This is a genomic window from Kitasatospora sp. NPDC008115 (genome assembly GCF_042957205.1).
Classification (GTDB): domain Bacteria; phylum Actinomycetota; class Actinomycetes; order Streptomycetales; family Streptomycetaceae; genus Kitasatospora.
This window is the reverse complement of record NZ_JBIBHU010000020.1, coordinates 22,318-47,463: the sequence shown is the minus strand read 5'-3', so window position 1 is coordinate 47,463 and position 25,146 is coordinate 22,318. Positions and strand designations below refer to the sequence as shown.

26 protein-coding genes are annotated in these 25,146 nt (G+C 73.1%); 8 read left to right on the top strand and 18 right to left on the bottom strand.

Annotated features, from left to right (window positions below; genetic code table 11):
* Window positions 1-151: 151 nt before the first annotated feature.
* Window positions 152-742, top strand: a complete 591-nt coding sequence (locus ACFZBX_RS24190; RefSeq protein WP_391535875.1) for an NADAR family protein — start codon at window positions 152-154, stop codon at window positions 740-742.
* 133 nt (window positions 743-875) lie between these two features.
* A complete protein-coding gene (locus tag ACFZBX_RS24185; RefSeq protein ID WP_391535874.1) occupies window positions 876-2,105 on the top strand; it encodes a hypothetical protein in 1,230 nt (409 codons plus the stop codon).
* Window positions 2,106-2,168: 63 nt separating this feature from the next.
* Here the strand turns inward: ACFZBX_RS24185 and ACFZBX_RS24180 are convergent, their stop codons facing one another.
* On the bottom strand, window positions 2,169-3,551 hold the full coding sequence (locus ACFZBX_RS24180) for a glycine--tRNA ligase (RefSeq protein WP_391535873.1): 1,383 nt from the start codon (window positions 3,549-3,551) through the stop codon (window positions 2,169-2,171).
* Window positions 3,552-3,742: 191 nt separating this feature from the next.
* Here ACFZBX_RS24180 and ACFZBX_RS24175 point away from each other — a divergent pair, with 191 nt between their 5' ends.
* From ACFZBX_RS24175 to ACFZBX_RS24160, 4 genes are read left to right on the top strand one after another with little or no spacing between them, the layout of a single operon-like run.
* Entirely contained in the window at window positions 3,743-4,780 is a 1,038-nt protein-coding gene (locus ACFZBX_RS24175; protein ID WP_391535872.1) for a metal ABC transporter substrate-binding protein, read from the top strand.
* A gap of 13 nt (window positions 4,781-4,793) precedes the next feature.
* Window positions 4,794-5,573, top strand: coding sequence for a metal ABC transporter ATP-binding protein (locus ACFZBX_RS24170; protein ID WP_391535871.1), 780 nt, complete (start codon window positions 4,794-4,796; stop codon window positions 5,571-5,573).
* Window positions 5,570-6,538 (top strand): metal ABC transporter permease, encoded by a 969-nt coding sequence (locus ACFZBX_RS24165; protein WP_391535870.1) that lies wholly within the window; start codon window positions 5,570-5,572, stop codon window positions 6,536-6,538. The genes ACFZBX_RS24170 and ACFZBX_RS24165 overlap by 4 nt, the downstream gene beginning before the upstream one ends.
* 35 nt (window positions 6,539-6,573) lie before the next feature.
* Window positions 6,574-6,984 (top strand): Fur family transcriptional regulator, encoded by a 411-nt coding sequence (locus ACFZBX_RS24160; RefSeq protein ID WP_350546264.1) that lies wholly within the window; start codon window positions 6,574-6,576, stop codon window positions 6,982-6,984.
* Between the two features lie 72 nt (window positions 6,985-7,056).
* Here the strand turns inward: ACFZBX_RS24160 and ACFZBX_RS24155 are convergent, their stop codons facing one another.
* The 4 genes from ACFZBX_RS24155 to leuA form a co-directional block, all read right to left on the bottom strand.
* Window positions 7,057-7,902 carry an isoprenyl transferase gene (locus ACFZBX_RS24155; protein ID WP_391535869.1) on the bottom strand — a complete coding sequence of 282 codons (846 nt, stop codon included), beginning with the start codon at window positions 7,900-7,902 and terminating at the stop codon, window positions 7,057-7,059.
* 4 nt (window positions 7,903-7,906) lie between these two features.
* Window positions 7,907-8,653 carry a DNA repair protein RecO gene (gene recO / locus ACFZBX_RS24150; protein WP_380755869.1) on the bottom strand — a complete coding sequence of 249 codons (747 nt, stop codon included), beginning with the start codon at window positions 8,651-8,653 and terminating at the stop codon, window positions 7,907-7,909.
* Between the two features lie 100 nt (window positions 8,654-8,753).
* On the bottom strand, window positions 8,754-9,407 hold the full coding sequence (locus ACFZBX_RS24145; RefSeq protein ID WP_391535974.1) for a TerB family tellurite resistance protein: 654 nt from the start codon (window positions 9,405-9,407) through the stop codon (window positions 8,754-8,756).
* Between the two features lie 280 nt (window positions 9,408-9,687).
* On the bottom strand, window positions 9,688-11,484 hold the full coding sequence (gene leuA / locus ACFZBX_RS24140) for a 2-isopropylmalate synthase (RefSeq protein ID WP_391535868.1): 1,797 nt from the start codon (window positions 11,482-11,484) through the stop codon (window positions 9,688-9,690).
* A gap of 358 nt (window positions 11,485-11,842) precedes the next feature.
* Here leuA and ACFZBX_RS24135 point away from each other — a divergent pair, with 358 nt between their 5' ends.
* Both ACFZBX_RS24135 and ACFZBX_RS24130 read left to right on the top strand, forming a co-directional pair.
* Window positions 11,843-12,865 carry a M4 family metallopeptidase gene (locus ACFZBX_RS24135; RefSeq protein WP_391535867.1) on the top strand — a complete coding sequence of 341 codons (1,023 nt, stop codon included), beginning with the start codon at window positions 11,843-11,845 and terminating at the stop codon, window positions 12,863-12,865.
* A gap of 67 nt (window positions 12,866-12,932) precedes the next feature.
* Window positions 12,933-13,199, top strand: a complete 267-nt coding sequence (locus ACFZBX_RS24130) for a protealysin inhibitor emfourin (protein ID WP_344337572.1) — start codon at window positions 12,933-12,935, stop codon at window positions 13,197-13,199.
* A gap of 7 nt (window positions 13,200-13,206) precedes the next feature.
* On the opposite strand, the gene ACFZBX_RS24125 is transcribed toward ACFZBX_RS24130, so the two are convergent.
* The 13 genes from ACFZBX_RS24125 to ACFZBX_RS24065 all read right to left on the bottom strand — a co-directional run bounded on the left by ACFZBX_RS24125 (window position 13,207) and on the right by ACFZBX_RS24065 (window position 25,091).
* Window positions 13,207-13,920, bottom strand: coding sequence for an alpha/beta fold hydrolase (locus ACFZBX_RS24125; protein ID WP_391535866.1), 714 nt, complete (start codon window positions 13,918-13,920; stop codon window positions 13,207-13,209).
* 28 nt (window positions 13,921-13,948) lie between these two features.
* On the bottom strand, window positions 13,949-14,878 hold the full coding sequence (gene era, locus ACFZBX_RS24120; RefSeq protein ID WP_376091012.1) for a GTPase Era: 930 nt from the start codon (window positions 14,876-14,878) through the stop codon (window positions 13,949-13,951).
* A 55-nt stretch (window positions 14,879-14,933) separates the two neighbouring features.
* Window positions 14,934-15,092 (bottom strand): hypothetical protein, encoded by a 159-nt coding sequence (locus ACFZBX_RS24115; protein WP_158960387.1) that lies wholly within the window; start codon window positions 15,090-15,092, stop codon window positions 14,934-14,936.
* Between the two features lie 137 nt (window positions 15,093-15,229).
* Entirely contained in the window at window positions 15,230-15,595 is a 366-nt protein-coding gene (locus ACFZBX_RS24110; protein ID WP_391535865.1) for a cytidine deaminase, read from the bottom strand.
* Between the two features lie 31 nt (window positions 15,596-15,626).
* Entirely contained in the window at window positions 15,627-16,166 is a 540-nt protein-coding gene (locus ACFZBX_RS24105) for a DUF4383 domain-containing protein (protein ID WP_391535864.1), read from the bottom strand.
* 30 nt (window positions 16,167-16,196) lie between these two features.
* Window positions 16,197-16,433: a hypothetical protein gene (locus tag ACFZBX_RS24100; protein WP_391535863.1), complete on the bottom strand. Its 237-nt coding sequence runs from the start codon at window positions 16,431-16,433 to the stop codon at window positions 16,197-16,199.
* 33 nt (window positions 16,434-16,466) lie between these two features.
* Window positions 16,467-17,792, bottom strand: a complete 1,326-nt coding sequence (locus ACFZBX_RS24095) for a hemolysin family protein (RefSeq protein WP_391535862.1) — start codon at window positions 17,790-17,792, stop codon at window positions 16,467-16,469.
* A 19-nt stretch (window positions 17,793-17,811) separates the two neighbouring features.
* Complete coding sequence (ybeY, locus tag ACFZBX_RS24090; protein WP_391535861.1) at window positions 17,812-18,306, bottom strand: rRNA maturation RNase YbeY; 495 nt, start codon at window positions 18,304-18,306, stop codon at window positions 17,812-17,814.
* A gap of 14 nt (window positions 18,307-18,320) precedes the next feature.
* Window positions 18,321-19,445 carry a PhoH family protein gene (locus ACFZBX_RS24085; protein WP_391535860.1) on the bottom strand — a complete coding sequence of 375 codons (1,125 nt, stop codon included), beginning with the start codon at window positions 19,443-19,445 and terminating at the stop codon, window positions 18,321-18,323.
* 178 nt (window positions 19,446-19,623) lie between these two features.
* Window positions 19,624-20,544 (bottom strand): ribonuclease Z, encoded by a 921-nt coding sequence (locus ACFZBX_RS24080; RefSeq protein ID WP_391535859.1) that lies wholly within the window; start codon window positions 20,542-20,544, stop codon window positions 19,624-19,626.
* A gap of 5 nt (window positions 20,545-20,549) precedes the next feature.
* The gene (locus ACFZBX_RS24075; RefSeq protein WP_391535858.1) at window positions 20,550-20,903 is read right to left on the bottom strand and encodes a histidine triad nucleotide-binding protein; all 354 of its coding nucleotides are present in this window, start codon (window positions 20,901-20,903) and stop codon (window positions 20,550-20,552) included.
* 107 nt (window positions 20,904-21,010) lie between these two features.
* Entirely contained in the window at window positions 21,011-24,253 is a 3,243-nt protein-coding gene (locus ACFZBX_RS24070; RefSeq protein WP_391535857.1) for a S41 family peptidase, read from the bottom strand.
* A gap of 88 nt (window positions 24,254-24,341) precedes the next feature.
* The gene (locus tag ACFZBX_RS24065) at window positions 24,342-25,091 is read right to left on the bottom strand and encodes a 16S rRNA (uracil(1498)-N(3))-methyltransferase (protein WP_391535856.1); all 750 of its coding nucleotides are present in this window, start codon (window positions 25,089-25,091) and stop codon (window positions 24,342-24,344) included.
* Window positions 25,092-25,146: the final 55 nt, after the last annotated feature.

The window sequence follows — 25,146 nt, the reverse complement described above, 5'->3', positions numbered from 1 at the left end:
GAGGAATCGTGACGATACGTCCGGATTCGACCGGGCCCAATGATATGTCACATTCTTTAGTTCATCGATCAACAGTTCCATTTGCAACCACCTCGCCCGAGGCCCGAAAACCCGCTGGCTGCCACGAACCCCTTTGCGTCAGTATGACGATATGAGCGACGAACGCACGATCGACCCCGTCGACACCCGCGACCGCGCCGCGCTGACCGCCGCCGTGGCGGCCGGGGCGGAGCCCAAGTGGCTGATGTTCTGGGGACACCAGGAGCAGCGGGACGGATCGCTCGGGCCCGGGGTGCTCAGCCAGTGGTGGCCCGGGCACCCGTTCACCGTCGACGGCGTCGAGTACGCCACCGCCGAGCACTGGATGATGGCCGGCAAGGCCCGGATGTTCGCGGAAGAGAAGACGCTCGCCCGCATCCTCGCCGCGGCGAGCCCCGCCGAGGCGAAGAAGCTCGGCCGCCAGGTCCGGAACTTCGACGACGCGACGTGGACGGCCGGGCGGTTCGAGCTGGTCGTCCGGGGCAACGTGGCCAAGTTCGGCGACCACGAGGAACTGCGCGGGTACCTGCTGTCGACCCGTCAGCGGGTCCTGGTGGAGGCCAGCCCGCTCGACCGGATCTGGGGCATCGGCCTCGGCGCCGACAACGAGCGCGCCCGGCGCCCCGCCGAGTGGCGCGGTGAGAACCTGCTCGGCTTCGCCCTCATGGAGACCCGCGCCCGGCTGGCCGCGGGCGCCGGATGAGCACCGCTCCTGCGCCCCATTCGCTCCTGGAGACCACTCGCAAGACGGTGGACGCACTGCCGTAACGCCACCGCCGCATTCCGACGAGAGAATGTCTGGCCGTCAGGGCCAAGTTGGACAGGTTGCGGTGATCATGCGTACACGGCACGTGGAACAGCCCCTCACCCCGGATGCGGGCGGCAGCGAGAGCGAGCAGACGGCTCTCGAACTCAGGGCCCAGCTCGACGAGTTACTCCGCGCCCGGCAGTACGCGGGGCAGCGTGAGCGGCGGCTCGCCGAGGCGCTGGGATCCCTGCCCGAACGGCAGCGGTCGGACGGCGAGCTGCTGCGCCAGCTCACCCAGGCGCGGACGCTGCGCGAGGGGCTGGGCACCCGCTGCCTGGAGCTGAGCGACCAGCTGAAGGCGCTGGAGGAGCGGCTGCGGCAGCCGGCGCCGCGCCGCTGGATCCCGCGCCAGCCCACCGGCACGCCCACCCCGCCGCCGCCCGCACCGGCCGGCACCCCACCCAGTACCCCACCCGCCGACCCGCCCACGGATCCGCCCACCGACCCGGCCGCCGGGAAGCAGGCGCCCCCCGCCCCGCCCCGGCGCCGCTCCCCCGGCGAGCTGGCCGCCCTCGCCGAGCGGATCACCGCCCTGTACCGCCAGGCCTCCCCCGACGAGGCCGCCGCCATCCTGGACCAGGGCGCCGAGCACCTCACCCCGCACGACACCGCCCGACTGGCCGCCCTGCTCGCCCGGCGCGGCCCGGCCGGCGCCTCCGTCCGCCTGGTCCGCAGCGCCGTCCAGGCCGGTCCCCAGCACGCCGCCACCACCCTCGCCGAGCTGCGCCAGGACGGACTCGCCGAGGAGGCGGGCAGCCTGTTCCACGCGCTGCGCTCCTGCCCGGCCGGCGTCCTGCCCGCCCTGCTGGAGGCCCTGGAACGGGCCGGGCAGCACGCCGACGGCACCACCCTGCTCTGGGAGTGGGGCTCCGCGCCGACCGCCGAACTGGCCGCCCTGGCCACCGGGCTCTACCGGGCGGACCGCGCCGTCGACGCCCGGACCCTGCTGCGCCAGGCGGCCGGCCGGCCCGCCGGGGACCTCGCCGCGCTCGCCGTCACCATGGCCCCGCCACTGCCCGCCCTGCTTCTGGGCGAGCTGCCGGCGCTCCGCCCGCCGGCCGAACTGGTCCGGCTGGCCACCGCGTTGGCCGGGCGCCCGGACCTCTACGAGGCGCTGCTCACGCCGCTGCTGGACGACCCGGTACGCCACCGCACCACCCTCGCCGCCCTCCGCACGGCCGGCCTGCCGACGGCCCCGGCCGCCCGCCAGCGCTCCCGCTGGGGCCGCCGCCAGGGTCCGGCGCAGACAGGCCCGTGACAGCACGGAGCCCCCGCCCGCCCCGGAAGGGCGGACGGGGGCTCCCCGCGCTGCGGAAGGACGTCAGCAGCCGATGAGGCGCGCGGCCAGGTAGGACTTCACCTGGTCCAGCGAGACCCGCTCCTGCGTCATGGTGTCGCGCTCGCGCACGGTCACCGCGTTGTCCTCCAGGGTGTCGAAGTCGACCGTCACGCAGAACGGCGTGCCGATCTCGTCCTGGCGGCGGTAGCGCTTGCCGATGGCGCCGGCGTCGTCGAACTCGACGTTCCACGCGGTGCGCAGGTCGGCGGCCAGGCCGCGGGCCTTCGGCGAGAGGTCGGCGTTGCGCGACAGCGGCAGCACCGCGACCTTGACCGGCGCCAGGCGCGGGTCGAGGCGCATGCCGACGCGCTTCTCCATGACGCCCTTGGCGTTCGGCGCCTCGTCCTCGAAGTAGGCGTCGAGCAGGAAGGCCAGCAGGGCGCGGTTGAGGCCGGCCGCCGGCTCGATGACGTACGGGAAGTACCGCTCGCCGGACTCCTGGTCGAAGTACTTGAGGTCCTGGCCGGAGGCCTCGCTGTGCACCGCCAGGTCGTAGTCGGTGCGGTTGGCGATGCCCTCCAGCTCGGAGAACTCGGTGCCGCCGAAGTTGAAGCGGTACTCGATGTCCACCGTGCGCTTGGCGTAGTGGGAGAGCTTCTCCTTCGGGTGCTCGAACAGGCGCATGTTCTCGGTGCGCAGGCCGAGGCCGACGTACCAGTCCCAGCGCTGCTGCAGCCAGTACTCGTGCCACTGCTCGTCGTCGCCCGGCTTGACGAAGAACTCCATCTCCATCTGCTCGAACTCGCGGGTCCGGAAGATGAAGTTGCCGGGGGTGATCTCGTTGCGGAAGCTCTTGCCGACCTGGGCGATGCCGAACGGCGGCTTCTTGCGCGAAGTCGTCTGGACGGCCTTGAAGTTGGTGAAGATGCCCTGGGCGGTCTCCGGGCGCAGGTACGCCAGGCCGCTCGCCTCCTCGGTGACGCCGAGGTGGGTCTTCAGCATGCCCGAGAAGTCCTTGGGCTCGGTGAACTGGCCCTTGGTGCCGCAGTCCGGGCAGTTGATGTCCTGGAGGCCGTTCGGCGGCGGGAAGCCGTGCTTGGCCTCGTACTTCTCCTCCAGGTGGTCGGCCCGGTGGCGCTTGTGGCAGGAGAGGCACTCGGTCAGCGGGTCGTTGAAGGTCTGGACGTGGCCGGACGCCTCCCAGACCTCGCGGGCCAGGATCACCGACGAGTCGAGTCCGACGACGTCCTCGCGGGCCTGGACCATCGCGCGCCACCACTGGCGCTTGATGTTCTCCTTGAGCTCGACGCCCAGCGGTCCGTAGTCCCAGGCGGCACGCGTGCCGCCGTAGATCTCGCTGCAGGGGTAGACGAAGCCACGGCGCTTGCTCAGGCTGACGATCGTCTCGATCTTGTCGGCTGCCACAGTGCTCTCTTCAGTACGTACGGCCCGGTCAGGGCACGGCTGGTTGCGCGTACCCGAATACCTCAGGTTACCGGCCATATGGGTACGGGGTTCAAATCGGTATCGCCGGCACCGGCCCACTCACCGTCACCGCCCGTTCACCCATCCGAGTGATTTGACAATCATTTCCATCTAATCTGAGAATGGTTGTCATGATGATCCGACGAGGTGCCCGCAGCACCCTGGCCCTGACCGCCACCGCCCTCGCCGCCGCCCTCACCCTGACGGCCTGCGGCGACGGCGGCGACCAGGGTCCGGACGGCCGGCTGAACGTCGTCGCGTCCTTCTATCCGATGGAGTTCCTCGCCACGAAGATCGGCGGCGAGCACGTGAAGGTCACCGGTCTGACCGCCGCCGGCGTCGAGCCGCACGACCTCGAACTCACCGCCAAGCAGGTCGGCCGGGTCCAGAAGGCCGACGCGATCGTCTACCTCAAGGGCCTGCAGCCCACCGTCGACAAGGCCGTCGCCGGCTCCGAGGCCAAGCACAAGGTCGACGCCACCGCCGCCGTCCCGCTGGAGGACCACAACCTCCCGGAGGGCCACGCCGAGGGCGACGGCCACGACCACGAGGGCCACGACGACGGCCACCACCACGACGAGGCGGCCGGCGACCCGCACATCTGGCTCGACCCGACCCGCTACGCCGCCGTGGCCAGGAGCGTCGGCGCCGAGTTCGCCGCGGCCGACCCGGAGCACGCCGAGGACTACCGGCGGAACACCGACGACCTGGTCGGCCGGCTCACCGCCCTGGACCAGGAGTTCAAGGACGGGCTGAAGGACGCGCCGAACCGCACCTTCGTCACCAGCCACGCCGCCTTCGGCTACCTCGCCGAGGCCTACGGCCTCACCCAGGTCTCCATCAACGGCGTCGACCCCGAGTCCGAGCCCACCCCGGCCCGGATGGCCGACGTCCAGAAGGCCGCCAAGGAGAACGGCGTCACCACGATCTTCTTCGAGACCCTGGCCAGCCCCCGGCTCGCCGAGACCGTGGCCAAGGACCTCGGCCTCAGGACCGCCGTCCTCGACCCGCTGGAGGGCGTCAAGGACCAGGCCGAGGACGACTACCTCACGGTCATGCGGCAGAACCTGACCGCGCTGCAGACCGCCCTCGGCGCGAACACGAACGCATCCGCGAACGCAGGCGCGAGCACGGGCACCGGCCCGGCCGCCACCACCCCCACCAGCTGACGGGATCACCGGTATGACCCCCCCGACACCCCCGGCCGTCCGCCTGCACGACGCCGTCGCCTCGCGCGGCGGACGGCCGGTGCTGCGCGGCGTCGACCTCACCGTCCGCCCCGGCGAAGTGGTCGCCCTGCTCGGCGCCAACGGCTCCGGCAAGTCCACCACCGTCAAGGCCGTCACCGGCGCCGTCCCGCTGGAGCGCGGCGGCCTGGAACTGTTCGGCACCCCGCTCGCCCGGTTCCGCGCCTGGCACCGGATCGGCTACGTCCCGCAGCGCACCACCGCCGCCTCCGGCGTCCCCGCCACCGTGCGCGAGGTCGTCTCCACCGGCCGGCTGCCGCTGCACCGGCTGCTGCCCTTCCGCCGCGCCGACCGCACCGCCGTCGACCGCGCGCTGGCCGCCGTCGGCATGCTCGACCGGGCCCGCGACGGCGTCGGCGACCTCTCCGGCGGCCAGCAGCAGCGGGTGCTGATCGCCCGCGCGCTGGCCGGCTCCCCCGATCTGCTGATCATGGACGAGCCGATGGCCGGCGTGGACGCCGCCAGCCAGCAGGTGCTCGCCGACACCCTGCGCGCCGAGGTCGCCCGCGGCGCCGCCGTGCTGCTGGTGCTGCACGAACTCGGGCCCCTGGAACCGCTGATCGACCGCGCCGTGGTGCTCCGCGACGGCTGCGTCGCGCACGACGGCCCGCCCGTGCCCAACACCGGCCTGCACGCCCTGCCCGGCCACGACCACGTCCACCCGCACGCCGACCACGGCCACGACCACGAACGGATCCGGGGACTGCTGTCATGACCGAGATGCTTGGCTACGACTTCATGCAGCGGGCGCTGATCGCCGCCGTCCTGGTCGGCGTCACCGCCCCCGCCGTCGGCATCTACCTGGTGCAGCGCCGCCAGGCCCTGATGGGCGACGGCATGGGCCACGTGGCGATGACCGGCGTCGGCCTCGGCTTCATCTTCCAGACCAACCCGGTCTGGATGGCCGTCCTGGTCTGCGTGCTCGGCGCCGTCACCATGGAACTGGTCCGCTCGCGCGGCAACCAGCGCGGCGACATCGCCCTCGCGATGCTCTTCTACGGCGGCATGGCCTGCGGCAAGCTGCTGGTCTCCAAGTCCGCCCAGGCGGGCGCCGGTTCACTGGAGAGCTACCTCTGGGGCTCCATCCTGACCGTCTCCCCCGCCGACCTGGCCGCGATCGCCGCGCTCGGCGCCGTCGTCATCGCCGTCACCCTGGGCCTGCGCCGCCAGCTCTTCGCGATCTGCCAGGACGAGGACTTCGCCAAGGTCACCGGCGTCCCGGTGCGGGTGCTCAACCTGCTGCTCGCGGTGATGGCCGCGGTCACCGTCACCGTCGCCATGCGGGTGGTCGGCCTGCTGCTGGTCAGCGCGCTGATGGTGGTCCCGGTGGCCGCCGCCCAGCAGCTCACCCGCTCCTTCGCCGCGACCCAGGCCGGCGCGATCGCGGTCGGCGTGATCGTCGCCCTGGCCGGCGTCACCGGCTCCTACCAGCTCGACGTGCCCTCCGGCCCGGCCATCGTGCTGCTCGCCATCGCGGTGTTCGCGGTGTTCAGCGCTCTCGCCGCACCGCTCGCCCGGCGCCGCCACCGCGCCACCCCCGACGCCGGACCGCAGGTGTGCGACGTCCTGCTGCCGGACACCCGGCAGACCGGCGCCGACGCCCCGCAGCAGGCCGCGGCGGCCCCCGGGGGCCGGGCGGACGCGGGCACTCCGGCGCCCGGTGCGGGGCTGGCACAATGAGGTGCCAGTCGCCCACACCACCAGGAGGACCCACGGTGACCACCGCAGGCCCGTCGCCGCGAGCCCGATCGACCCGGCAGCGCGCCGCCGTCTCGGCGGTCCTGGACGAGATCGAGGACTTCCGCAGCGCGCAGGAGCTCCACGACATGCTGAAGCACCGGGGAGACTCGGTCGGCCTCACCACCGTCTACCGGACGCTCCAGTCGCTCGCCGACGCCGGCGAGGTCGACGTCCTGCGCACCGCCGACGGCGAGGCCGTCTACCGCCGGTGCAGCAGCGGACACCACCACCACCTGGTCTGCCGCCAGTGCGGTGCCACCGTCGAGGTCGAGGGCCCGGCCGTCGAGCGCTGGGCCAACTCGGTCGCCGCCGAGCACGGGTTCAGCGACATCGCGCACACCCTGGAGATCTTCGGCACCTGCGCGGAGTGCGCCAAGAAGGCCTGATCCACGCCGGGAACGGCAGGAGGGCCCGCGGGAGAAACCTCCCGCGGGCCCTCCTGCCGTTCCCGGGCGCGCTCAGCGCTGCGCCGGCACCTCGGCGGCCAGATCGGCCGGCATCTCGTTGGGGATCGCCCCGCCGAACCGGCGGTCGCGCATCGCGTACTGCTCGCAGGCCCGCCACAGGTCGCGCCGGTCGAAGTCCGGCCAGAGCACGTCCTGGAACACGAACTCCGCGTACGCCGACTGCCAGAGCAGGAAGTTGGACGTCCGCTGCTCGCCGCTGGGGCGCAGGAAGAGGTCCACGTCCGGCATGTCCGGGTGGTACAGGTACTTGGCGAGGGTCTTCTCGTTGACCTTCTTCGGGTCCAGCCGGCCCGCCGCCACATCGGCCGCGATGGCCGCCGCGGCGTCCGCGATCTCGGCCCGGCCACCGTAGTTGACGCACATGTACAGGGTGACCGCGTCGTTGTCCTTGGTCTGCTCCTCGGCGACCTGGAGCTCCTGGACGACGCTCTTCCACAGCTTGGGCATCCGGCCCGCCCAGCGCACCCGCACGCCCATCGCGTCCATCTCGTCGCGGCGGCGGTGGATGACGTCGCGGTTGAAGTTCATCAGGAACTTCACCTCGTCGGGTGAGCGCTTCCAGTTCTCGGTGGAGAACGCGTACAGCGAGACGTTCTTCACGCCCAGCTCGATCGCGCCCTTCAGCACGTCCAGCACGACGCCCTCGCCGACCTTGTGGCCCTCGGTGCGCGGCAGCCCGCGCTCCTTCGCCCAGCGGCCGTTGCCGTCCATGACGATCGCGACGTGGCCGGGGACCAGCTCGCCGGGGATCTTCGGGGGCCGGGCGCCGCTGGGATGCGGGGTCGGGGGGAGGTACTCCCTCTGCTTGCCGCCGCCGAAGAGCCGTCGCGCTGCCATGTGCTCACTTCTCCACGTATCTCATCGAGCGGATGCCCCGCTCCAGGTGCCACTGCAGATAGGCCGCGACCAGGCCGCTGCCCTCCCGCCAGTACCTCGGCTCGCAGGCGTCGGCAGTCCGCCAGTCCCCTGACAGCAGCGCCCCGAGCAGTACCAGTGTCTCAGGGGAGGGTACGGCACATCCGGGCACCCGGCAGTCCGGGCAGAGCACGCCGCCCGCCTGGAGCGAGAAGAACCGGTTGGGGCCCTCCATGCCGCACTTGGCGCAGTCGTCGAAGCTCGCGCCGTACCCGTTGACCGCGAGCGACCGCAGCAGGAAGGCGTCCAGCACCAGGTGCGACTCGTGCAGTCCGGCCGCCAGCGTGCGCAGGCCGCCGACCAGCAGCAGGTACTGCTGGACGGCCGGCTGGCCCTCGTTCTCGGCGAACCGTTCCGCCGTCTCCAGCATGGCCGTGCCGGCGGTGTAGCGGCCGTAGTCGGCGACGATCGGACCGCCGTACGGGGCGATCGTCTCCACCTGGGTGCACAGTGGCAACCCGCGCCCGACCAACTCACTCCCCCGGCTGAAGAACTGCACGTCCACGTGCGAGAACGGCTCCAGGCGCGCGCCGAACTTCGACTTGGTCTTGCGCACCCCGCGCGCCACCGCGCGCACCTTGCCGTGGTTGCGGGTGAGCAGGGTGATGATCCGGTCGGCCTCGCCGAGCTTCTGCGCCCGGAGCACCACGCCGTCGTCCCGGAAGAGGCTCATGCGCCCGCCTCGCCGCGGCGGGCCTCGAACAGTGTGGACATCCCACCATTGTCCCCCAGCCGCCCCTCTCCGGAGGACGGCCGTGGACCCCGGAAGGTCCCTAGTACGGCGCCCGGGTCGCCGCCTCCAGCAACTCCCCCACCCGTGACTGCGGCAGGTCCAGGCAGCGCCCGACGGCGTCCAGCGCGTCCCGCTCCTGCGGGCGGTACCGGCCGTCGGCCAGGGCGATCGCCGCACCCTGCAGCAGCAGCCGCTCCCGGCCCGGCTGGGCCAGGTGCGGGGCGAGCGGTTCGAGCACCGCGTGCAGTTCCACGGCCAGCCCGCCGGCCATGCCGTGCGCGTCGTACAGTTCGCCGCCGAGGCCGGACAGCGCCGCCAGCGCGGCCAGCACCTGGGCCTCGCCGCAGTCCTCGAACCCGGCGTCCCGGACCGCCGCGCAGGCGGCCTCGCGGGCCGCGCGGTGCGCGGTGCCGCCGGCGGCCAGCAGGGCCAGCGCGACGGTGTACTGCGCGTCGCGCAGCATCCCGCCCAGGCGTACGCAGGTGGGCTGCTCCAGGCTCTCCACCCCGAACCGGCCGTGGCAGCTGGTGCACTGCACGCTGCCGATCACCGGTCCGAGCGGAAGCACCGGGGTCCCCAGCAGCCGCAGCCACCGCCGGCCGTACTGCCGGCGGTAGTTGCGGTCCCCGCCGCAGCCTGGACAGAAGAAGTCACCGAGAACGTCAGTCCGCCACCGCGGGCGAACACCCCACATCCCTGTCACGGCGCCACTCCCCAGACATGGCAGGCGGCCTGCACAACAATGGGCAGGTCACGCGACCGGCCACCGGGCCGTCCCACCGACCCGGCTTTCCGGTGGGACGATGTTGCCACGGTTGCCGACACGTGTCAGTACTTCGAACGGCCCGAACCGCGAAAAGATGTGGCGCAGGACACAGCGCGCACGCCCCGGGCCCGGGGACCGCACGGCCCGGCCCGGGAACGCCGCCGGGCCGCCCCGAACGGGACGGCCCGGCGATGACCACTCGTACGAACTACCCCCGCCGAGCCCGGTTGACGGCGCTGATCATCGCCTTCAGCGAGGCCAGCACGGTGTTGCCGTCGATCCCGACGCCCCACAGCACCCGGCCGTCCACCGCGCACTCGACGTACGCGGCGGCCTGGGCGTCGCCGCCCTCGCTCAGCGCGTGCTCGGCGTAGTCCAGCACCCGTACGTCCACGCCGATCCGCACCAGCGCGTCGGCGAACGCCGAGACCGGGCCGTTGCCGGTACCGGTCAGGGGCACCGGCACGCCGTCCACCACGGCCTCGGCGGTCAGCGCGTCCCGGCCGTCCTCGGTGGTCAGGGTGCGCGAGCCGGTCAGCGAGATCCGGCCCCACGGGTTCGCCGTGGTCGGCAGGTACTCGTCCTCGAAGACCCGCCAGATCTCGGCCGGGGTGACCTCGCCGCCCTCGGCGTCGGTCTTGGCCTGGATGATCCGGGAGAACTCGATCTGCATCCGGCGCGGCAGGTCCAGCTTGTGGTCGTTCTTCAGCACGTACGCCACGCCGCCCTTGCCGGACTGGCTGTTGACCCGGATGACCGCCTCGTAGGTGCGGCCGACGTCCTTCGGGTCGATCGGCAGGTACGGCACGCCCCAGGTGTGCTCCTCGACCGGCACGCCCGCCGCGGCCGCGTCCGCCTCCAGGACGTCGAAGCCCTTCTTGATGGCGTCCTGGTGCGAGCCGGAGAAGGAGGTGTACACCAGGTCGCCGGCGTACGGGTGGCGCGGGTGCACCTCCATCTGGTTGCAGTACTCGGCGGTGCGGCGCACCTCGTCGATGTCGGAGAAGTCGATCTGCGGGTCGACGCCCTGGGAGAACAGGTTCATGCCCAGGGTCACCAGGTCGACGTTGCCGGTCCGCTCGCCCTGCCCGAACAGGCAGCCCTCGATCCGGTCCGCGCCGGCCATGTAGGCCAGCTCGGCGGAGGCGACGGCGGTGCCCCGGTCGTTGTGCGGGTGCACCGACAGGCAGACGAACTCGCGGCGCGACAGGTTGCGCGACATCCACTCGAACTGGTCGGCCTGGACGTTCGGGGTGGCCCGCTCGATGGTGGCCGGCAGGTTCAGGATGATCTCCCGGCCCTCACCCGGCTGCCAGACGTCCATGACCGCCTCGCAGACCTCCAGCGCGAAGTCCAGCTCGGTGTCGACGAAGATCTCCGGCGAGTACTGGTAGCCGAAGACGGTGTCGTCGCCCAGCAGCTTCTCGGCGTACTCCATCACCAGCCGGGTGCCCTCGGTGGCGATCGCCTTCGTGGCCGCCTTGTCGTTGCGGAACACCACCCGGCGGAACAGCGGCGCGGTCGCGTTGTACAGGTGCACGGTCGCGCGCGGCGCGCCGACCAGCGACTCGATCGTCTTCTCGATCAGCTCCTCGCGCGCCTGGGTCAGCACCGAGATGGTGACGTCCTCGGGGATCGCCCCCTCCTCGATCAGCGAGCGCACGAAGGCGTGGTCGGTGGCCCCGGAGGAGGGGAAGCCGACCTCGATCTCCTTGTAGCCCATCGCGACCAGTAGGTCGAACATCTTGCGCTTGCGGGCCGGGGACATCGGGTCGATCAGCGCCTGGTTGCCGTCCCGCAGGTCGGTGGAGAGCCAGCGCGGCGCCTTGGTGATGACCTTCGACGGCCAGGTGCGGTCCGGCAGGTCGACGGTGCCGAAGGGCAGGTAGCGGCCGTGCCGCATGCCGGACGGCCGCTGGCGCACCGAGTCGGCGGTGATCGGGGTGGGGCGGTCGACGAAGGCCCGGGCGGCGGGAACGGGCGCGGCGGAGCTCTGCTCGGTCATGGAGGTGAGTCTCGGCTTCCTGTGATGCGTGGTGCGGGCTGGTCGGGGCGGTGTCCTCACCCGACTCGGCCGGCCTGCTGCCGCTCGTGACCCGCCAGGGGGTCACCCGAATTCAGCGCGCAGCACAGTCCCCGCGGCGAGGGAGCCGGCCCTGGTGGACTACAGGCCCTCGACGCGGCAGCTAAGAAGAAGCAGCCCGTTGCGCATGATGCGGCCCAGCCTAACCCAGCGCCGCGCGACCCCGAAGCGGGCCCGCCGGTCTTCCCACTCCTTGAGACGGCGCACGGAACCGGGCGGGCGGCGCGCAATCCGGTCCGCGCCGGTGACAACACGTCATCAATGCCTCACTCTGGGCCACATGACAGCCGAACCGACGCTCTGCGCGATCGTTCCGCCGTACGTCCTGGACCGCCTCGCCGAGGACGGTCATGAACCCGCCGCCCGCTCGCTCGCCCTCGACGCCGCGCACCGGACCGCCCGGCTCACCGCCGTCCTGCCCGCCCGGGCCCCCGCCGACCGCCTGGAGCGGGTGATCTCCGACGCCGGGCACCGCGAACGCCTGCCCGGCCGCACCGTCCGCCGGGAGGGCGGGAGCCCGCTGCCCGACCAGTCCGTCAACCGCGCCTACGACGGGCTCGGCGCCACCTGGACACTGTTCTCCGCCGTCTACGGGCGGCACTCCATCGACGACCAGGGCCTGCGGCTGGACGCCACCGTCCACTACGGCCGGGACTACGACAACGCCTTCTGGGACGGCCAACGCATGGTGTTCGGCGACGGCGACGGCGAGGTGTTCGGCGACTTCACCGCCTGCGTCGACGTCATCGGCCACGAACTCGCCCACGGCGTCACCCAGTTCACCGCCGGCCTGGAGTACCGCAACCAGCCCGGCGCGCTCAACGAGTCGGTCTCCGACGTCTTCGGCTCGCTGGTCAAGCAGTACGCGCTGCAGCAGGACGCCGCCGCGGCGGACTGGCTGGTCGGCGCCGGACTGCTCGCCCCCGGCGTGCAGGGGGTCGCGCTGCGCTCGATGAAGGCGCCCGGCACCGCGTACGACGACCCCCGGCTGGGCAAGGACCCGCAGCCCGCCCACATGCGCGACTACGTGCGCACCGCCCAGGACAACGGCGGGGTGCACATCAACTCGGGCATCCCCAACCACGCCTTCTACCTGCTCGCCACCGCGCTCGGCGGGCCGGCCTGGGAGCGGGCCGGCCGGATCTGGTACGACGCGCTGACCGGCCGGCGGCTGCCCGCCGACGCCGACTTCACCGCCTTCGCCCGGGCCACCGTGGCCGCCGCGAAGGCCCGCTACCCGGAGCCGGAGGTCGCCGACACGGTGACCGCCTCCTGGGCGAAGGTCGGCATCAGTCCGACTTGAGCCGCCCTTAAGTCAAGGTCCGGGAAAACCCCGGCAAACGCCATCGCTGGGTAGCACCATGGACACCATGCGTATCCAGGTGACCCGGACCGGCGGCCTCGCGGGACACGTCCGCCGCGCTGAGCTCGACACCACCGAGCGGGTGGACGCCCCGCATGTGCACGCGCTCGCCCGCGAGGCCGTCGCGGGCGGGCTGCGCACGCCCTCCTACGGGGTGCCGGACGGCTTCCACTACGAGATCACCGTGGACGGGCGGACGGTGCACTGCGCGGACCCCAAGCTCACCGAGTCCCAGCGCGAACTGGTCTCCCTGGTCCTGCGCGAAGGCGCGTAGGGCGCGGTCACAGCCAGCCGTCGAGGGAGGCCAGGAAGCCCGGGAGGTCCTCCCGGTGGATGGTGTGGCCGGCCCCGGGCACCGTGCGGACCTCGTAGCCGAGGCCGCGCAGGGTCGCGGCGTCCTCGGGCCCGATCAGCCGGCTGTTGTCGGCGAGCTGCACCAGTGAGGGCACGGCCGGGGCGCCGGGCAGCGCGGCCCGGCCGTGCAGCGCGGAGAGCGCCAGCGCGGTGTCCGGGTCCCAGAGCTCCAGGGTGGCCAGCTCGACCTCCACGTCCCCGGCCTCCCAGCGCGGGTTGACCGCGGCGATCTGCGCCCGGGTGGCCTGCTTGAACTGGACGAAGACCGCCGGGTCGAAGAGCCCCGGCTGGACGAACTTCCAGGCCGGGTCCGAGTAGACCGCCCGGGCCGGGCGCAGCCGCTCGACGGCGTGCAGCAGGGTCAGCGCGCCCAGCGAGTGGCCGATGGCCAGCTCGGCGCCCCGCGGCAGGGTGTCCACCAGGTCGTCGGCGAACCGCTCGGGGCGGTAGCGGTCCACCGCGGTGCCGCCGTCGCCGCGCGGGCTGGCGCCGTGGCCGCGCAGGTCGACGGCGATCACCCGGTAGCCGCGCCCGGCGAGCGCCGGGCCGACCGACCGCCAGCTGCGGTGGTCGGACATGATCCCGTGGACCAGCAGCGCGACCCGGTCGCCGGTGCCCCACTCCCGCGTGTGCAGCTTCACGCCGCGCCCCTCCCCACCGGTCCGCCGGTCAGAACCCGAGCTTGCGCAGCTGCTTCGGGTCGCGCTGCCAGTCCTTGGCGACCTTGACGTGCAGGTCCAGGAAGACCGGGGTGCCGAGCAGCGCCTCGATGTGCTTGCGGGCGGTGGTGCCGACGTGCTTGAGCCGGGCGCCCTTGGCCCCGATCACGATCGCCTTCTGGCTCTGCCGCTCGATGTAGACGTTGGCGTGGATGTCCAGCAGCGGCCGGTCTGCCGGGCGGCCCTCGCGCGGCAGCATCTCCTCGACCACGACGGCCAGCGAGTGCGGCAGCTCGTCGCGCACGCCCTCCAGCGCGGCCTCGCGGATCAGCTCGGCCACCATGATCTGCTCGGGCTCGTCGGTGAGGTCGCCGTCCGGGTAGAGCGGCACGCCCTCCGGCAGCAGCTTGCTGATCAGCTCGCCGACCAGCTCCACCTGCTTGTCGCCGACGGCGGAGACCGGGATGATCTCGGCCCACTCGATGCCCAGCTCGGCGCCGAGCTGGTGGACGGCGATCAGCTGCTCGGCCAGCCGCTTGGAGTCGACCAGGTCGGTCTTGGTGACGATGGCCACCTTGGGGGTCTTCTTGATCTCGGCGAGTTCCTTGGCGATGAACTTGTCGCCGGGGCCGAGCTTCTGGTCGGCGGGCAGGCAGAAGCCGATCACGTCGACCTCGGCCCAGGTGCTGCGGACCAGGTCGTTGAGGCGCTCGCCGAGCAGGGTGCGCGGCTTGTGCAGGCCGGGGGTGTCCACCAGCACCAGCTGGGCGTCCGGGCGGTGCACGATGCCGCGGACGGTGTGCCGGGTGGTCTGCGGGCGGTCGGAGGTGATCGCGACCTTCGTCCCCACCAGAGCGTTGGTCAGGGTCGACTTGCCCGCGTTGGGCCGGCCGACGAAGCACGCGAAGCCGGAGCGGTACGAGGAGGAAGGGGCATTCATGGGCTCCATTCTCCCTGATCACCCCCGCCCGGGCGGACACCGCCCGTCCGGGCCCTCACTTCTTCCCGCCGAACACCGCGCCCAGGCCCCAGCCGAGGACGAGCAGCAGGAAGGCGACCGAGCCCCAGAGCCAGAACGGCGACCCGGTCTCCTGCCACTTGCCCATGCCCATCACGCCCAGCAGCAGCCCCGCGAAGAACGCGAACGGCCCCATCGCCCAGCCCCCTCACCGCGCCGTCTCCCCGCGCGTCTCCCCGCCCGTCCCCGGTGAGATTATCCGGCACATCGAGGAGCCCGGAACGCGCCGGCGCCCGGGGCGCGAACCCCGGGCGCCGTACCGGCCGCGTGCGCTCAGCGGGCCTCGGCCGAGACCCGCAGCGTCCCGTCCGGGCCGGCCAGCAGCAGCGGGGTGCCCGCCCCGCCGAGGTCCCGCACCGCCGCCAGGTCGGCCTGCGAGGGCTGCTCCGCCTCGGTCACCACGGCCGCCGCCTCCAGCGACTTCGCGCCGCTGGCCACCGCCATCGCCACCGCCGTCTGCACCGCGCTCAGCCGCAGCGACTCCAGCGCGACCGTCCCGGCCACATAGGTGCGGCCGGTCTCGTCACGCACCGCGGCCCCCTCCGCGACGCCGTTGCGGGCGCGGGCGGAGCGGGCCAGGGTGATGATCTTCTTGTCTTCGGGGTTCAGCTCGACGATGTCACTCATGCCCAGGAGCATAGGCCCCGGCGGCCGAGGCCCGGCGGGGTCCTCAGTGCCCGATCGGGTTGGACGGTCCGGGCCGCATCACCTTCACGAAGGTCTTGGGACCGGTCGGCAGCGCCTCCTCCTCCCCCACCCGCTTGCGCCAGTACGGGTTGTCGTGCGGCAGGTGGCTGCTGACCCGCCCGTACATCCCGAACGCGGTGATCACCACGCCGAAGGCGAAGGCGAAGATCACGTTGCGGATGCCGAAGTTCAGGATGTTGGCGTCCGGCCGTTCGAGCACCGTCAGCCCGTAGAAACCGGACAGGATGAACAGCGCACCGGCCGCCATGTTCAGATTGGCGGCGAAGTTCCCGCCCACGACCGCGCCGAGCACCAGGATCCCGCCCACCACGATGGACAGGATGCTCAGCGCGCCGTTGGTGGACATCCCGGCGATCTCGTCGCCCTCGGTGGACAGGAAGCCCGGGTGGTCGGCCAGCCCCAGGCAGCCGAACACGATCAGGAAGATTCCGCCGAGCCCGGCCCCGATCCGCCAGACCAGCACCAGTTTGTGGTCGACGGGCAGTTCGTCTTGCAGCTTCATGGCGACCTCCGAGGTGGTCGAAACGCCTGGCTAGCTGTAGGGGTGGCTCCCCTGCATGTGCGGCACCTCGTGCATGTACAGCGAGCCGCACTGCTGGCAACCCCGAAGGCCGGTCCCCCACTCCTGCTCCGGCCTGGTCTCGGCCTCGGCGGGAATGGTCCGGCCGCACAGCGCGAGCGCCGGGTCCTTCTCCCGCACGACGTGCCAGACCTTCACCCCGCCCGCCGTCCCCTGCGGGCCGTACTCCGCGCGAAGTTGGTGCGTCATGCCTCCCATCGTCGCCCCGGAGCCACCCGAACGCTACTCGCCGCCCTCCCGGCCCGCCCCGGCCCCGGCAGGCACGGGGGCGGCGACGACGGAGCCGATCCGGTTGCGGCGGCCGGCGGAGCTCTCGGCGGTCAGCCGGATCGCGGTCAGGCCGCCCGGGACCTCCTCGGGCAGCGGGATCTCGCAGGACGAGCCGGGGATCGGGACCCGGCCCAGGTGCTTGGCCAGCAGGCCGCCGACCGTCTCGACGTCCTCGTCCTCCAGCTCGATCCCGAACAGCTCGCCGAGGTCCTCCACCAGCAGCCGCGCGGTGATCCGGTAGGAGCCGTCCCCGAGGTCCTCCACCGGCGGGATCTCCCGGTCGTACTCGTCGGTGATCTCGCCGACGATCTCCTCCAGGATGTCCTCGATGGTGACGAGGCCGGCCGTGCCGCCGTACTCGTCGATCACGATCGCCACGTGCGAGCGCATCTGCTGCATCTCGCGCAGCAGGTCGGCGGCCGGCTTGGAGTCCGGCACGAACACCGCCGGGCGCAGCACGGCGCCGACCTCGTCGGACTCCGAGTCCCGGTTGATGTGGGTGCGACGCACCAGGTCCTTGAGGTAGACGATGCCGACCACGTCGTCCTCGTTGTCGCCGACCACCGGGATCCGCGAGAAGCCCGAGCGCAGCGCCAGGGTCAGCGCCTGCCGCACGGTCTTGTGGCGCTCGATCATCACCAGGTCGGTGCGCGGCACCATCACCTCGCGGACGATGGTGTCGCCCAGCTCGAAGACCGAGTGCACCATCCGGCGCTCCTCGTCCTCGATGACGTCGTTCTTCTCCGCCAGGTCGACCAGCGCCCGCAGCTCGGCCTCGGAGGCGAACGGGCCCTCCTTGTAGCCCTTGCCCGGGGTCAGGGCGTTGCCGAGCAGGATCAGCAGCCGCGGGATCGGGCCGAGGATCCGGGCCAGCGGCAGCAGCACGAAGGAGGCCGCGGTGGCGGTGGTGAGCGGGTGCTGGCGGCCGATCGTGCGCGGGGAGACGCCCACCGCCACGAAGGACACCAGCACCATCACACCGAACGCCAGCAGCACGGCCTGCCAGGTCGTGTCGATGGTGCGCACGCACACCACGGTGACCAGGACCGCCGCCGCCATCTCGCTGGCGACCCGGATCAGGGTGGCCAGGTTGAGGTAGCGGATCGGGTCGGTGGCCAGCGCCAGCAGCCGGGCCGAGCCCTTGCGCCCGGAGCGCACGGCCTCCTCCGCCCGGAACCGGGAGACCCGGGAGATGCCCGCCTCGGCGCACGCGGCCAGCCAGCCGAGCACGACGAGCAGCACGGCACCGAGGATGAAACTCGTACTCTCACCACTCACAGGGGTTCGGGCTCCGTGCTCAGTGGGTGGTGGGGGCCGGCGAGATGCCGCCGAGGCCCCGCTCGGCCCGCCAGCCGTCGAGGATCGCCTTCTGGAGGCCGAACATCTCGGCCTCCTCGTCCGGCTCCTCGTGGTCGTAGCCGAGCACGTGCAGCACGCCGTGCACGGTGAGCAACTGGAGCTCCTCGTCCATGGAGTGCTTCGACGGGGCCGCCTTGCCCTGCTGCTCGGCGACCTCGGGGCAGAGCACGATGTCGCCGAGCAGGCCCTGCGGCAGTTCCTCGCCCTCCTTGCCGGGGCGCAGCTCGTCCATCGGGAAGGACATCACGTCCGTCGGGCCCGGGAGGTCCATCCACTGGATGTGCAGCTCCTCCATCGCCGCCCCGTCCACCAGGATCACGGACAGTTCGGACTGCGGGTGGATCCGCATCTTCTCCAGTGCGTAGCGGGCGACGGCGAGGATGGCCTCCTCGTCGACGTCCCAACCGGACTCGTTGGCGATGTCGATCGACATGACGGGCTGGTTACTCAGCTTTCGGTGCGATGGGACTGTCGGGGTGCGCGCGAGCCGCGCCGCTGGGCGGGCTTGACCGGGAGGCGTCGCTCGTCGGTCTCCTGGGCCTCCTGGCGGGCGTCCCAGCGCTCGTACGCGTCCACGATCCGGCCGACCAGCTTGTGGCGGACCACGTCGGTGCTGGTGAGGACGGAGAAGTGGATGTCGGGCACGTCGGCCAGGATGTCCTGGACGACCTTGAGGCCGCTGCGGGTGCCGCCCGGGAGGTCGATCTGGCTGGTGTCGCCGGTGACGACCACCCGGGAGTTGAACCCGAGGCGGGTGAGGAACATCTTCATCTGCTCGGGCGAGGTGTTCTGGGCCTCGTCGAGGATGATGAAGGCGTCGTTGAGGGTGCGGCCGCGCATGTAGGCGAGCGGCGCGACCTCGATGGTCCCGGCGGCCATCAGGCGCGGGATGGAGTCCGGGTCCATCATGTCGTGCAGCGCGTCGTACAGCGGGCGCAGGTACGGGTCGATCTTCTCGTAGAGGGTGCCGGGCAGGAAGCCCAGCCGCTCCCCCGCCTCGACGGCCGGGCGGGTCAGGATGATCCGGTTGACCTCCTTGGCCTGGAGGGCCTGGACGGCCTTGGCCATCGCCAGGTAGGTCTTGCCGGTGCCGGCCGGGCCGAGGCCGAAGACGATCGTGTGCTTGTCGATCGCGTCGACGTAGCGCTGCTGGTTGAGGGTCTTGGGACGGATGGTCCGGCCCCGGTTGGACAGGATGTTCGCGGTGAACACCTGCGACGGCGCCGGGCTGTCGGGGTCCTCCGCGGCACTGCGGAGCATGGCGATGGAGCGCTCCACGGCGTCCTCCGTCAGGGGTTGGCCGGTGCGCAGCACCAGCATCATCTCGCTGAACAGCTGCTTGACCAGGGCGACCTCGGCGCGGGCGCCGGTCGCGGTCACCTCGTTGCCGCGGACGTGGATGTCGGCGGCGGGGAAGCCCTGCTCGATCACCCGCAGCAGCGAGTCGGCGGCACCGAGCAGGGTGACCATCGGATGCTTCTCGGGGATGACGATCCGGGCGCTGACGCGGCCGTCGTCGGCCGGCTCGGGGCGCGGCTGTCCGTTGGTACGGGTCTGCGATGTGTCACTCATAGGTCGGCGCTGGGGCCTGCCTCATCCCATCCGTGTCTCGTGGTGCCGCTGGGTCTCTCCGGGGCACCAGGGTACGCCGCGCACGTGATCGACGCGGCGGGCGGCGGGGCCGCACCCGATGATGCTGCGGCAGACCGCCCGGGTGGCGCGAGCGGTTTTCCGGACCGTCCGCCGCTGGTCACCGCTGCCGGGGCGGTACTGGTACCCGGGCGAGGTCCTCGGCAAGCACGATCGGGCCGTCGAAATGCTTGCGGGCGTCGGCGAGGTGCTGGCCCAGGTCCGGGTAGCGCTGGGAGAAGTGGGTCAGCACCAGGGTGCGGGCGCCCGCCTCCGCGGCGACCTTGCCGGCCTGGCCGGCGGTGAGGTGGCCGTGCTCCTCGGCGAGCCGGGCGTCGGCGTCGGTGAAGGTGGCCTCGACGACCAGCAGGTCGGCGCCCTCGGCGAGCTCGTGCACGCCCTCGCAGAGCCGGGTGTCCATGACGAAGGCGAACCGCTGGCCGGGCCGGGGCTCGCTGACCTCCTCCAGGGTGACCCGCCGCCCGTCCGCCTCGATCGCTCCGGTCCGCTGGAGCCGGCCGACGTCCGGTCCGCCGATGCCCAGGGAGGCCAGCCGTTCGGGCACCAGCCGGCGCCCGTCCGGCTCGCGCAGCCGGTAGCCGAAGGACTCGACGGGGTGCGAGAGTCGGACGGCGTCCAGCGCGAAGCGGGCGCCGGGGGCCGGCAGCGGGCCGGGCTCCTCGATCGGGCGGGGCCGCAGCACGGCCGTCTCGTGGAAGGCGGTGGCGTGGCGCAGCCGCTCGAAGTACACCTCGCCGGAGGCCGGGAAGTAGACGTCCACCGGGTGCGGGACGCGGTCGAGGTTGATCCGCTGGATCACCCCGGCGAGGCCCAGGCTGTGGTCGCCGTGGAAGTGCGTGACGGCGATCCGGGTGAGCTGGGTGGCGGAGACCCCGGCGCGCAGCATCTGGCGCTGGGTGCCCTCGCCGGGGTCGAACAGCAGGCCCTCGCCGTCCCAGCGCAGCAGGTAGCCGTTGTGGTTGCGGTGCCGGGTCGGCACCTGGCTGGCGGTGCCGAGGACGACGAGTTCGCGCTGCGACACCCCCGTCAGACCATGCTCTCGGTCATCGGCTTGCCGCCGAGCACGTGGACGTGGGCGTGGAAGACCGTCTGGCCGGCGCCGGCGCCGGTGTTGAAGATCAGCCGGTAGTTCTCGACGCCCTCGTCGGCGGCGACCCGGCCGGCCTCGGCGAGCAGCTCGCCGGCGATCTCCGGCTCGTCGGCGGCCAGCGCGGCGGCGTCCGGGTAGTGGGCGTGCGGGATGACCAGGACGTGCAGCGGGGCCTTCGGCGCGATGTCGCGGAAGGCGAGCACCCGCTCGGTCTTGCGCACCACGGTGGCCGGGATCTCGCCCGCCACGATCTTGCAGAACAGGCAGTCGGACTGCGGCTCGCCGGCCATCGGGGTCTCCTCGCGGGTACTGGTACTGGTCGGTCGGTGCGTACGGCGGCATGCTAGCCGAGGAGCGCCGGAGCGGGAGGCCGGACCGGCCTCCCGCTCCGTGCCCGCTACCGGTGCCCCGGTACCGCCGGCGGGGTCTTCGCCGGACGCTCGGCGAGCGCCTCCAGGGCCAGCCGGACCCCCTCGGCGAGCTGCGGGTCCTCCCCCGCCGCCCAGGCGTGCGGCGGGAACGGCACCTCGACGTCCGGGTCCACGCCGTGGTTCTCCAGGCCCCAGCCGACCCGCTCCGACCAGAACGCGTACTTCGGCTGGGTCACCAGGGTCCCGTCCACCAGCGAGTACCGGCTGTCGATGCCGATCACCCCGCCCCAGGTACGGGTGCCGACCACCGGGCCGATGCCCAGCGCCTGGATGGCCGCGTTGACGATGTCGCCGTCCGAGCCGGAGTACTCGTCGGCCAGGGCGACGACCGGCCCGCGCGGGGCGTCCTCGGGGTACGGCGACGGGTTGGCGATGTCGCGGGCCACGCCCCAGCCGACGATTCGCCGGGACAGCTTCTCGATCACCAGCTGCGAGGTGTGCCCGCCCCGGTTGCCCCGGATGTCGACGATCACGCCCTCCCTGGCCATCTCCGAGCGCAGGTCCCGGTGGATCTGCGCCCAGCCGGTGGTCTGCATGTCGGGGATGTGCAGGTAGCCGAGCCGGCCCCCGGACAGCTCGCGCACCGCGGCCCGCCGGCCGGCCACCCAGTCGTGGTAGCGCAGCGCCTCGTCGTCGGCGAGCGGCACGATCACCGGGTGCCGCCGGTCGGTGCCGTCCTTGCCGGCCACGGTCAGCTCCACCGGCTGCCCGGCGGTGCCCGCCAGCAGCGGCGCCGGGCCGGTGACCGGGTCCACCGGGCGGCCGTTGACCGCGAGGACGGCGTCCCCCGGGCGGATCGCCGCGCCGGGCGCGGCCAGCGGCGAGTGCGCCCGCGGGTCCGAGGACTCGCCGGGCAGGATGCGGGCGATCCGCCACACCTCGCCGTCCCTGACCAGGTCGGCGCCGAGCAGGCCCTGCCGGCGGGCCGCCTCGGTGTGCGCCCCGGGCGGCACCACGTACGCGTGCGAGGTGCCCAGCTCGCCGTGCACCTCCCAGAGCAGGTCCACCAGGTCGTCGTGCGAACCGAGCCGTTCCACCAGCGGGCGGTAGCGGGCCAGCACCCCGGCCCAGTCCACCCCGGCGAGGTCCGGGTGCCAGAAGTTGTCCCGCATCAGGCGGCCGTTCTCGTCGTACATCTGCCGCCACTCGGCCGCCGGGTCGACGGTCACCCGCAGCCGGTCCAGGTCGACGTCGGCCTCCTCGTCCTCGCCGGAGGCCTTGTGGCCGGCGGGCAGGATCCGCAGCTCGCCCTCGTCCAGCACGGCCAGCCGGGTGCCGTCGCCGCTCACCGCGAACGCGTCCAGGCCGTCGACCAGCTGCTCGGCCCGGCGCTTGCGGAAGTCGAAGCGCTCCAGGGTGGGCCGCGGGCGCTCGTCCTCCAGCGAGGCCGCCTCGTCGCCCAGCTCGCCGACCAGCGGGACGCGCGTCCACAGCACCCCGTCCTTGGCGGCCCGCAGGGTGCCGAACCGGCCGCCCTCCACCGGGAACGGCACGATCCGGTCGGCGATGCCGTCCAGGTCGACCCGGGTCACCGGCGGCGCGTCGGCCCCGCCCTCCTCGCCGTCCGTCCGCTTGCCGCGGGGCTCGTCGTCCTCGCCGCCGACCGGCCGCCCGGCCCGGCTCGGCCCGAACGGGGACGGCGTGTCGGCGGCCAGCGTGATCAGGTACGGGCGGCAGCCGTTGGGGAACGACAGGTCGAAGACGTGCGAGTCGTACACCGGGTCGAAGTTGCGCACCGAGAGGAACGCCAGGTGCCGGCCGTCCGCGGTGAACGCCGGCGAGGTGTCGATGAAGCGCTGCGGGGTCGCCTCGGAGACCGTCCTGGTGGCCAGGTTGGCCAGCACGATCTGGCGCAGCGACCACGGCCCGAGGGCCGGCTGCGACCAGGCCAGCCACGCCGAGTCGGGGCTGAACGCCAACCCGCTGACCTCGCCGTCGGCGCTGCGCGCCAGCTCGTGCACGGCCCCGTCGGCCAGCGAGACCAGCAGCACCCGGCCGTCGTGCGAGCCGGCCGCCAACTGCTTGCCGTCCGGCGACACCAGCAGGGTGCGGACCCGCCCGAGGAGGCCCGCGGCCAGCCGGCGGCGCTCGGCTCCGAGCACGGCGGGCGCGTACTCGATCGCGTCCTCGCCCTCGGCGTCGGTCACCCAGACCACGCCCTGGGCGGCGTCCTCGCCCGCCGCGCCCGGCACCACCCGGGCCAGCCGACCGCGTACGCCCGGCGTCTCGTCCAGCACCCTGGCCGGTCCCTCGCGGTGGGTCAGCCAGTGCACGGTGCCGCGCACCACCACCGCGCCGGCGCGGCCGGTGCGGTCCGGGGCGACGCCCTCCAGCCAGTAGGCGGCGGAGACCGGGCGGGGGCGGCGGCCGGCCCGCGGGCCGGCCGGACCGACCTCCAGGCGGCGCGGCTCGGCGCCGGCCAGGTCCTCCAGCAGCCACACCTCCCCGGCGCCGTGCCAGACCACCCGGGTGCCGTCGGTGGCGGCGTCGCGGGCGTAGAAGCCCTCCGGGGAGGTGCCGTGGCGGCGCAGGTCGGAGCCGTCCGGGAGGCTGGAGTACAGCGCGCCGACGCCCTCGTGGTCGGAGAGGAAGGCGATGCGCTCCCCCACCCACAGCGGCGACTCGATGTTGCCGACCAGCTCCTCGTGGACGCGCTCGAAGCGCTCGGCGCCGATCCACAGCCTTCCGGCCCGCCCGCCCCGGTACCGCTTCCACCAGGCCGGTTCCACGCCGAACGCGGAGACCAGCAGCGCCCGGTCGCCGCCCGGCTCGAAGGCCAGCCCGCCGACCGGCCCGTACGGCAGCCGCACCGGCTCGCCGCCGTCCAGCGGCACGGCGTGCGCCCAGGTGCGGCGCAGCGAGGCCTGCCCGGCGGCGGTGGTGGCGATCGGGCGGCCGTCCGCCGTCCAGCCGCGCAGCTGGGTCTGGGCGTCGCCCCAGTAGGTGAGCCGTCGGGACGGGCCGCCGTCCACCGGCGCGAGGTGCACCTCGGGGGCGCCGTCCCGGGTCGAGGTGAACGCGACGTACCGGCCGTCCGGGGAGAACCGGGGGCGGCGGACCGGGACGTGATCGGCCGTCAGCCGCCAGGCCCGGCCGCCGTCCAGCGGGGCGAGCCACACGTCGTTCTCGGCCACGAAGGTGATCAGGTCACCGTGCAGGTGCGGGTGGCGCAGATAGGCGCCCACGGGAGTGCTCTCGGGTTCGCTCACACCCGTCACCCTAGGCACGGGCCGCCCCGCGCGCCGGGACTTTCCCGACCACGGCCCCCCTGCGGGGGACGCCGCCGGGGAACCGGTGCTACGACCAGCGGCCGGTGCGGCCCAGCAGCAGCGCGCCGGCCGCCACCCCGGCGGTGGAGGTGCGCAGAACCGAGGGGCCGAGCCGGTACGGCTTGGCCCCGTCCGCGGCGAAGGCGGCCAGCTCCTCCGGGGAGACCCCGCCCTCCGGGCCGACCACCAGCACCAGGTCCCCGGTGTCCGGCAGCGCGGCGCCGGCCAGCGGCTCGGCGCCCTCCTCGTGCAGCACGGCCGCGAACGCGGCGCCGATCAGCACCGGGGCCAGCTGCCGGGTGGTCATCACGTCGCGGACCACGGGGAAGCGCAGCCGGCGGGACTGCTTGCCGGCCTCCCGCGCGGTGGCCCGCCACTTGGCGAGCGCCTTGCCGCCGCGCTCGCCCTTCCACTGGGTGATGCAGCGCGAGGCCGCCCAGGGGATCACCACGTCCACGCCGACCTCGGTCATGGTCTCCACGGCCAGCTCGCCCCGGTCGCCCTTGGGCAGCGCCTGGACGACGACGATCCGCGGCCGCGGCTGCGGCTCCTCGCGCACGGCCGCCACCGTCACCTCGATCGCGTCCTTGCCGAGGACCCGCGCGACGGTGCCGTCCACGCCGAGGCCGAGGCCGTCCGTCAGGGTGACCGCCTCGCCCGGCTCCAGCCGCTTCACGGCGGCCGCGTGCCGGCCCTCCGGCCCGTCCAGCAGCACCAGGGCGCCGGGCGCGGCGGCGGCGATCCGCTCGGTGTCGGCGACGAACACGGGCGCGGTCATGCGGGGAACCTCCGGGGTGGGAAGGGGAACGGGAACGCGAAAGGGGTGCCGAGGA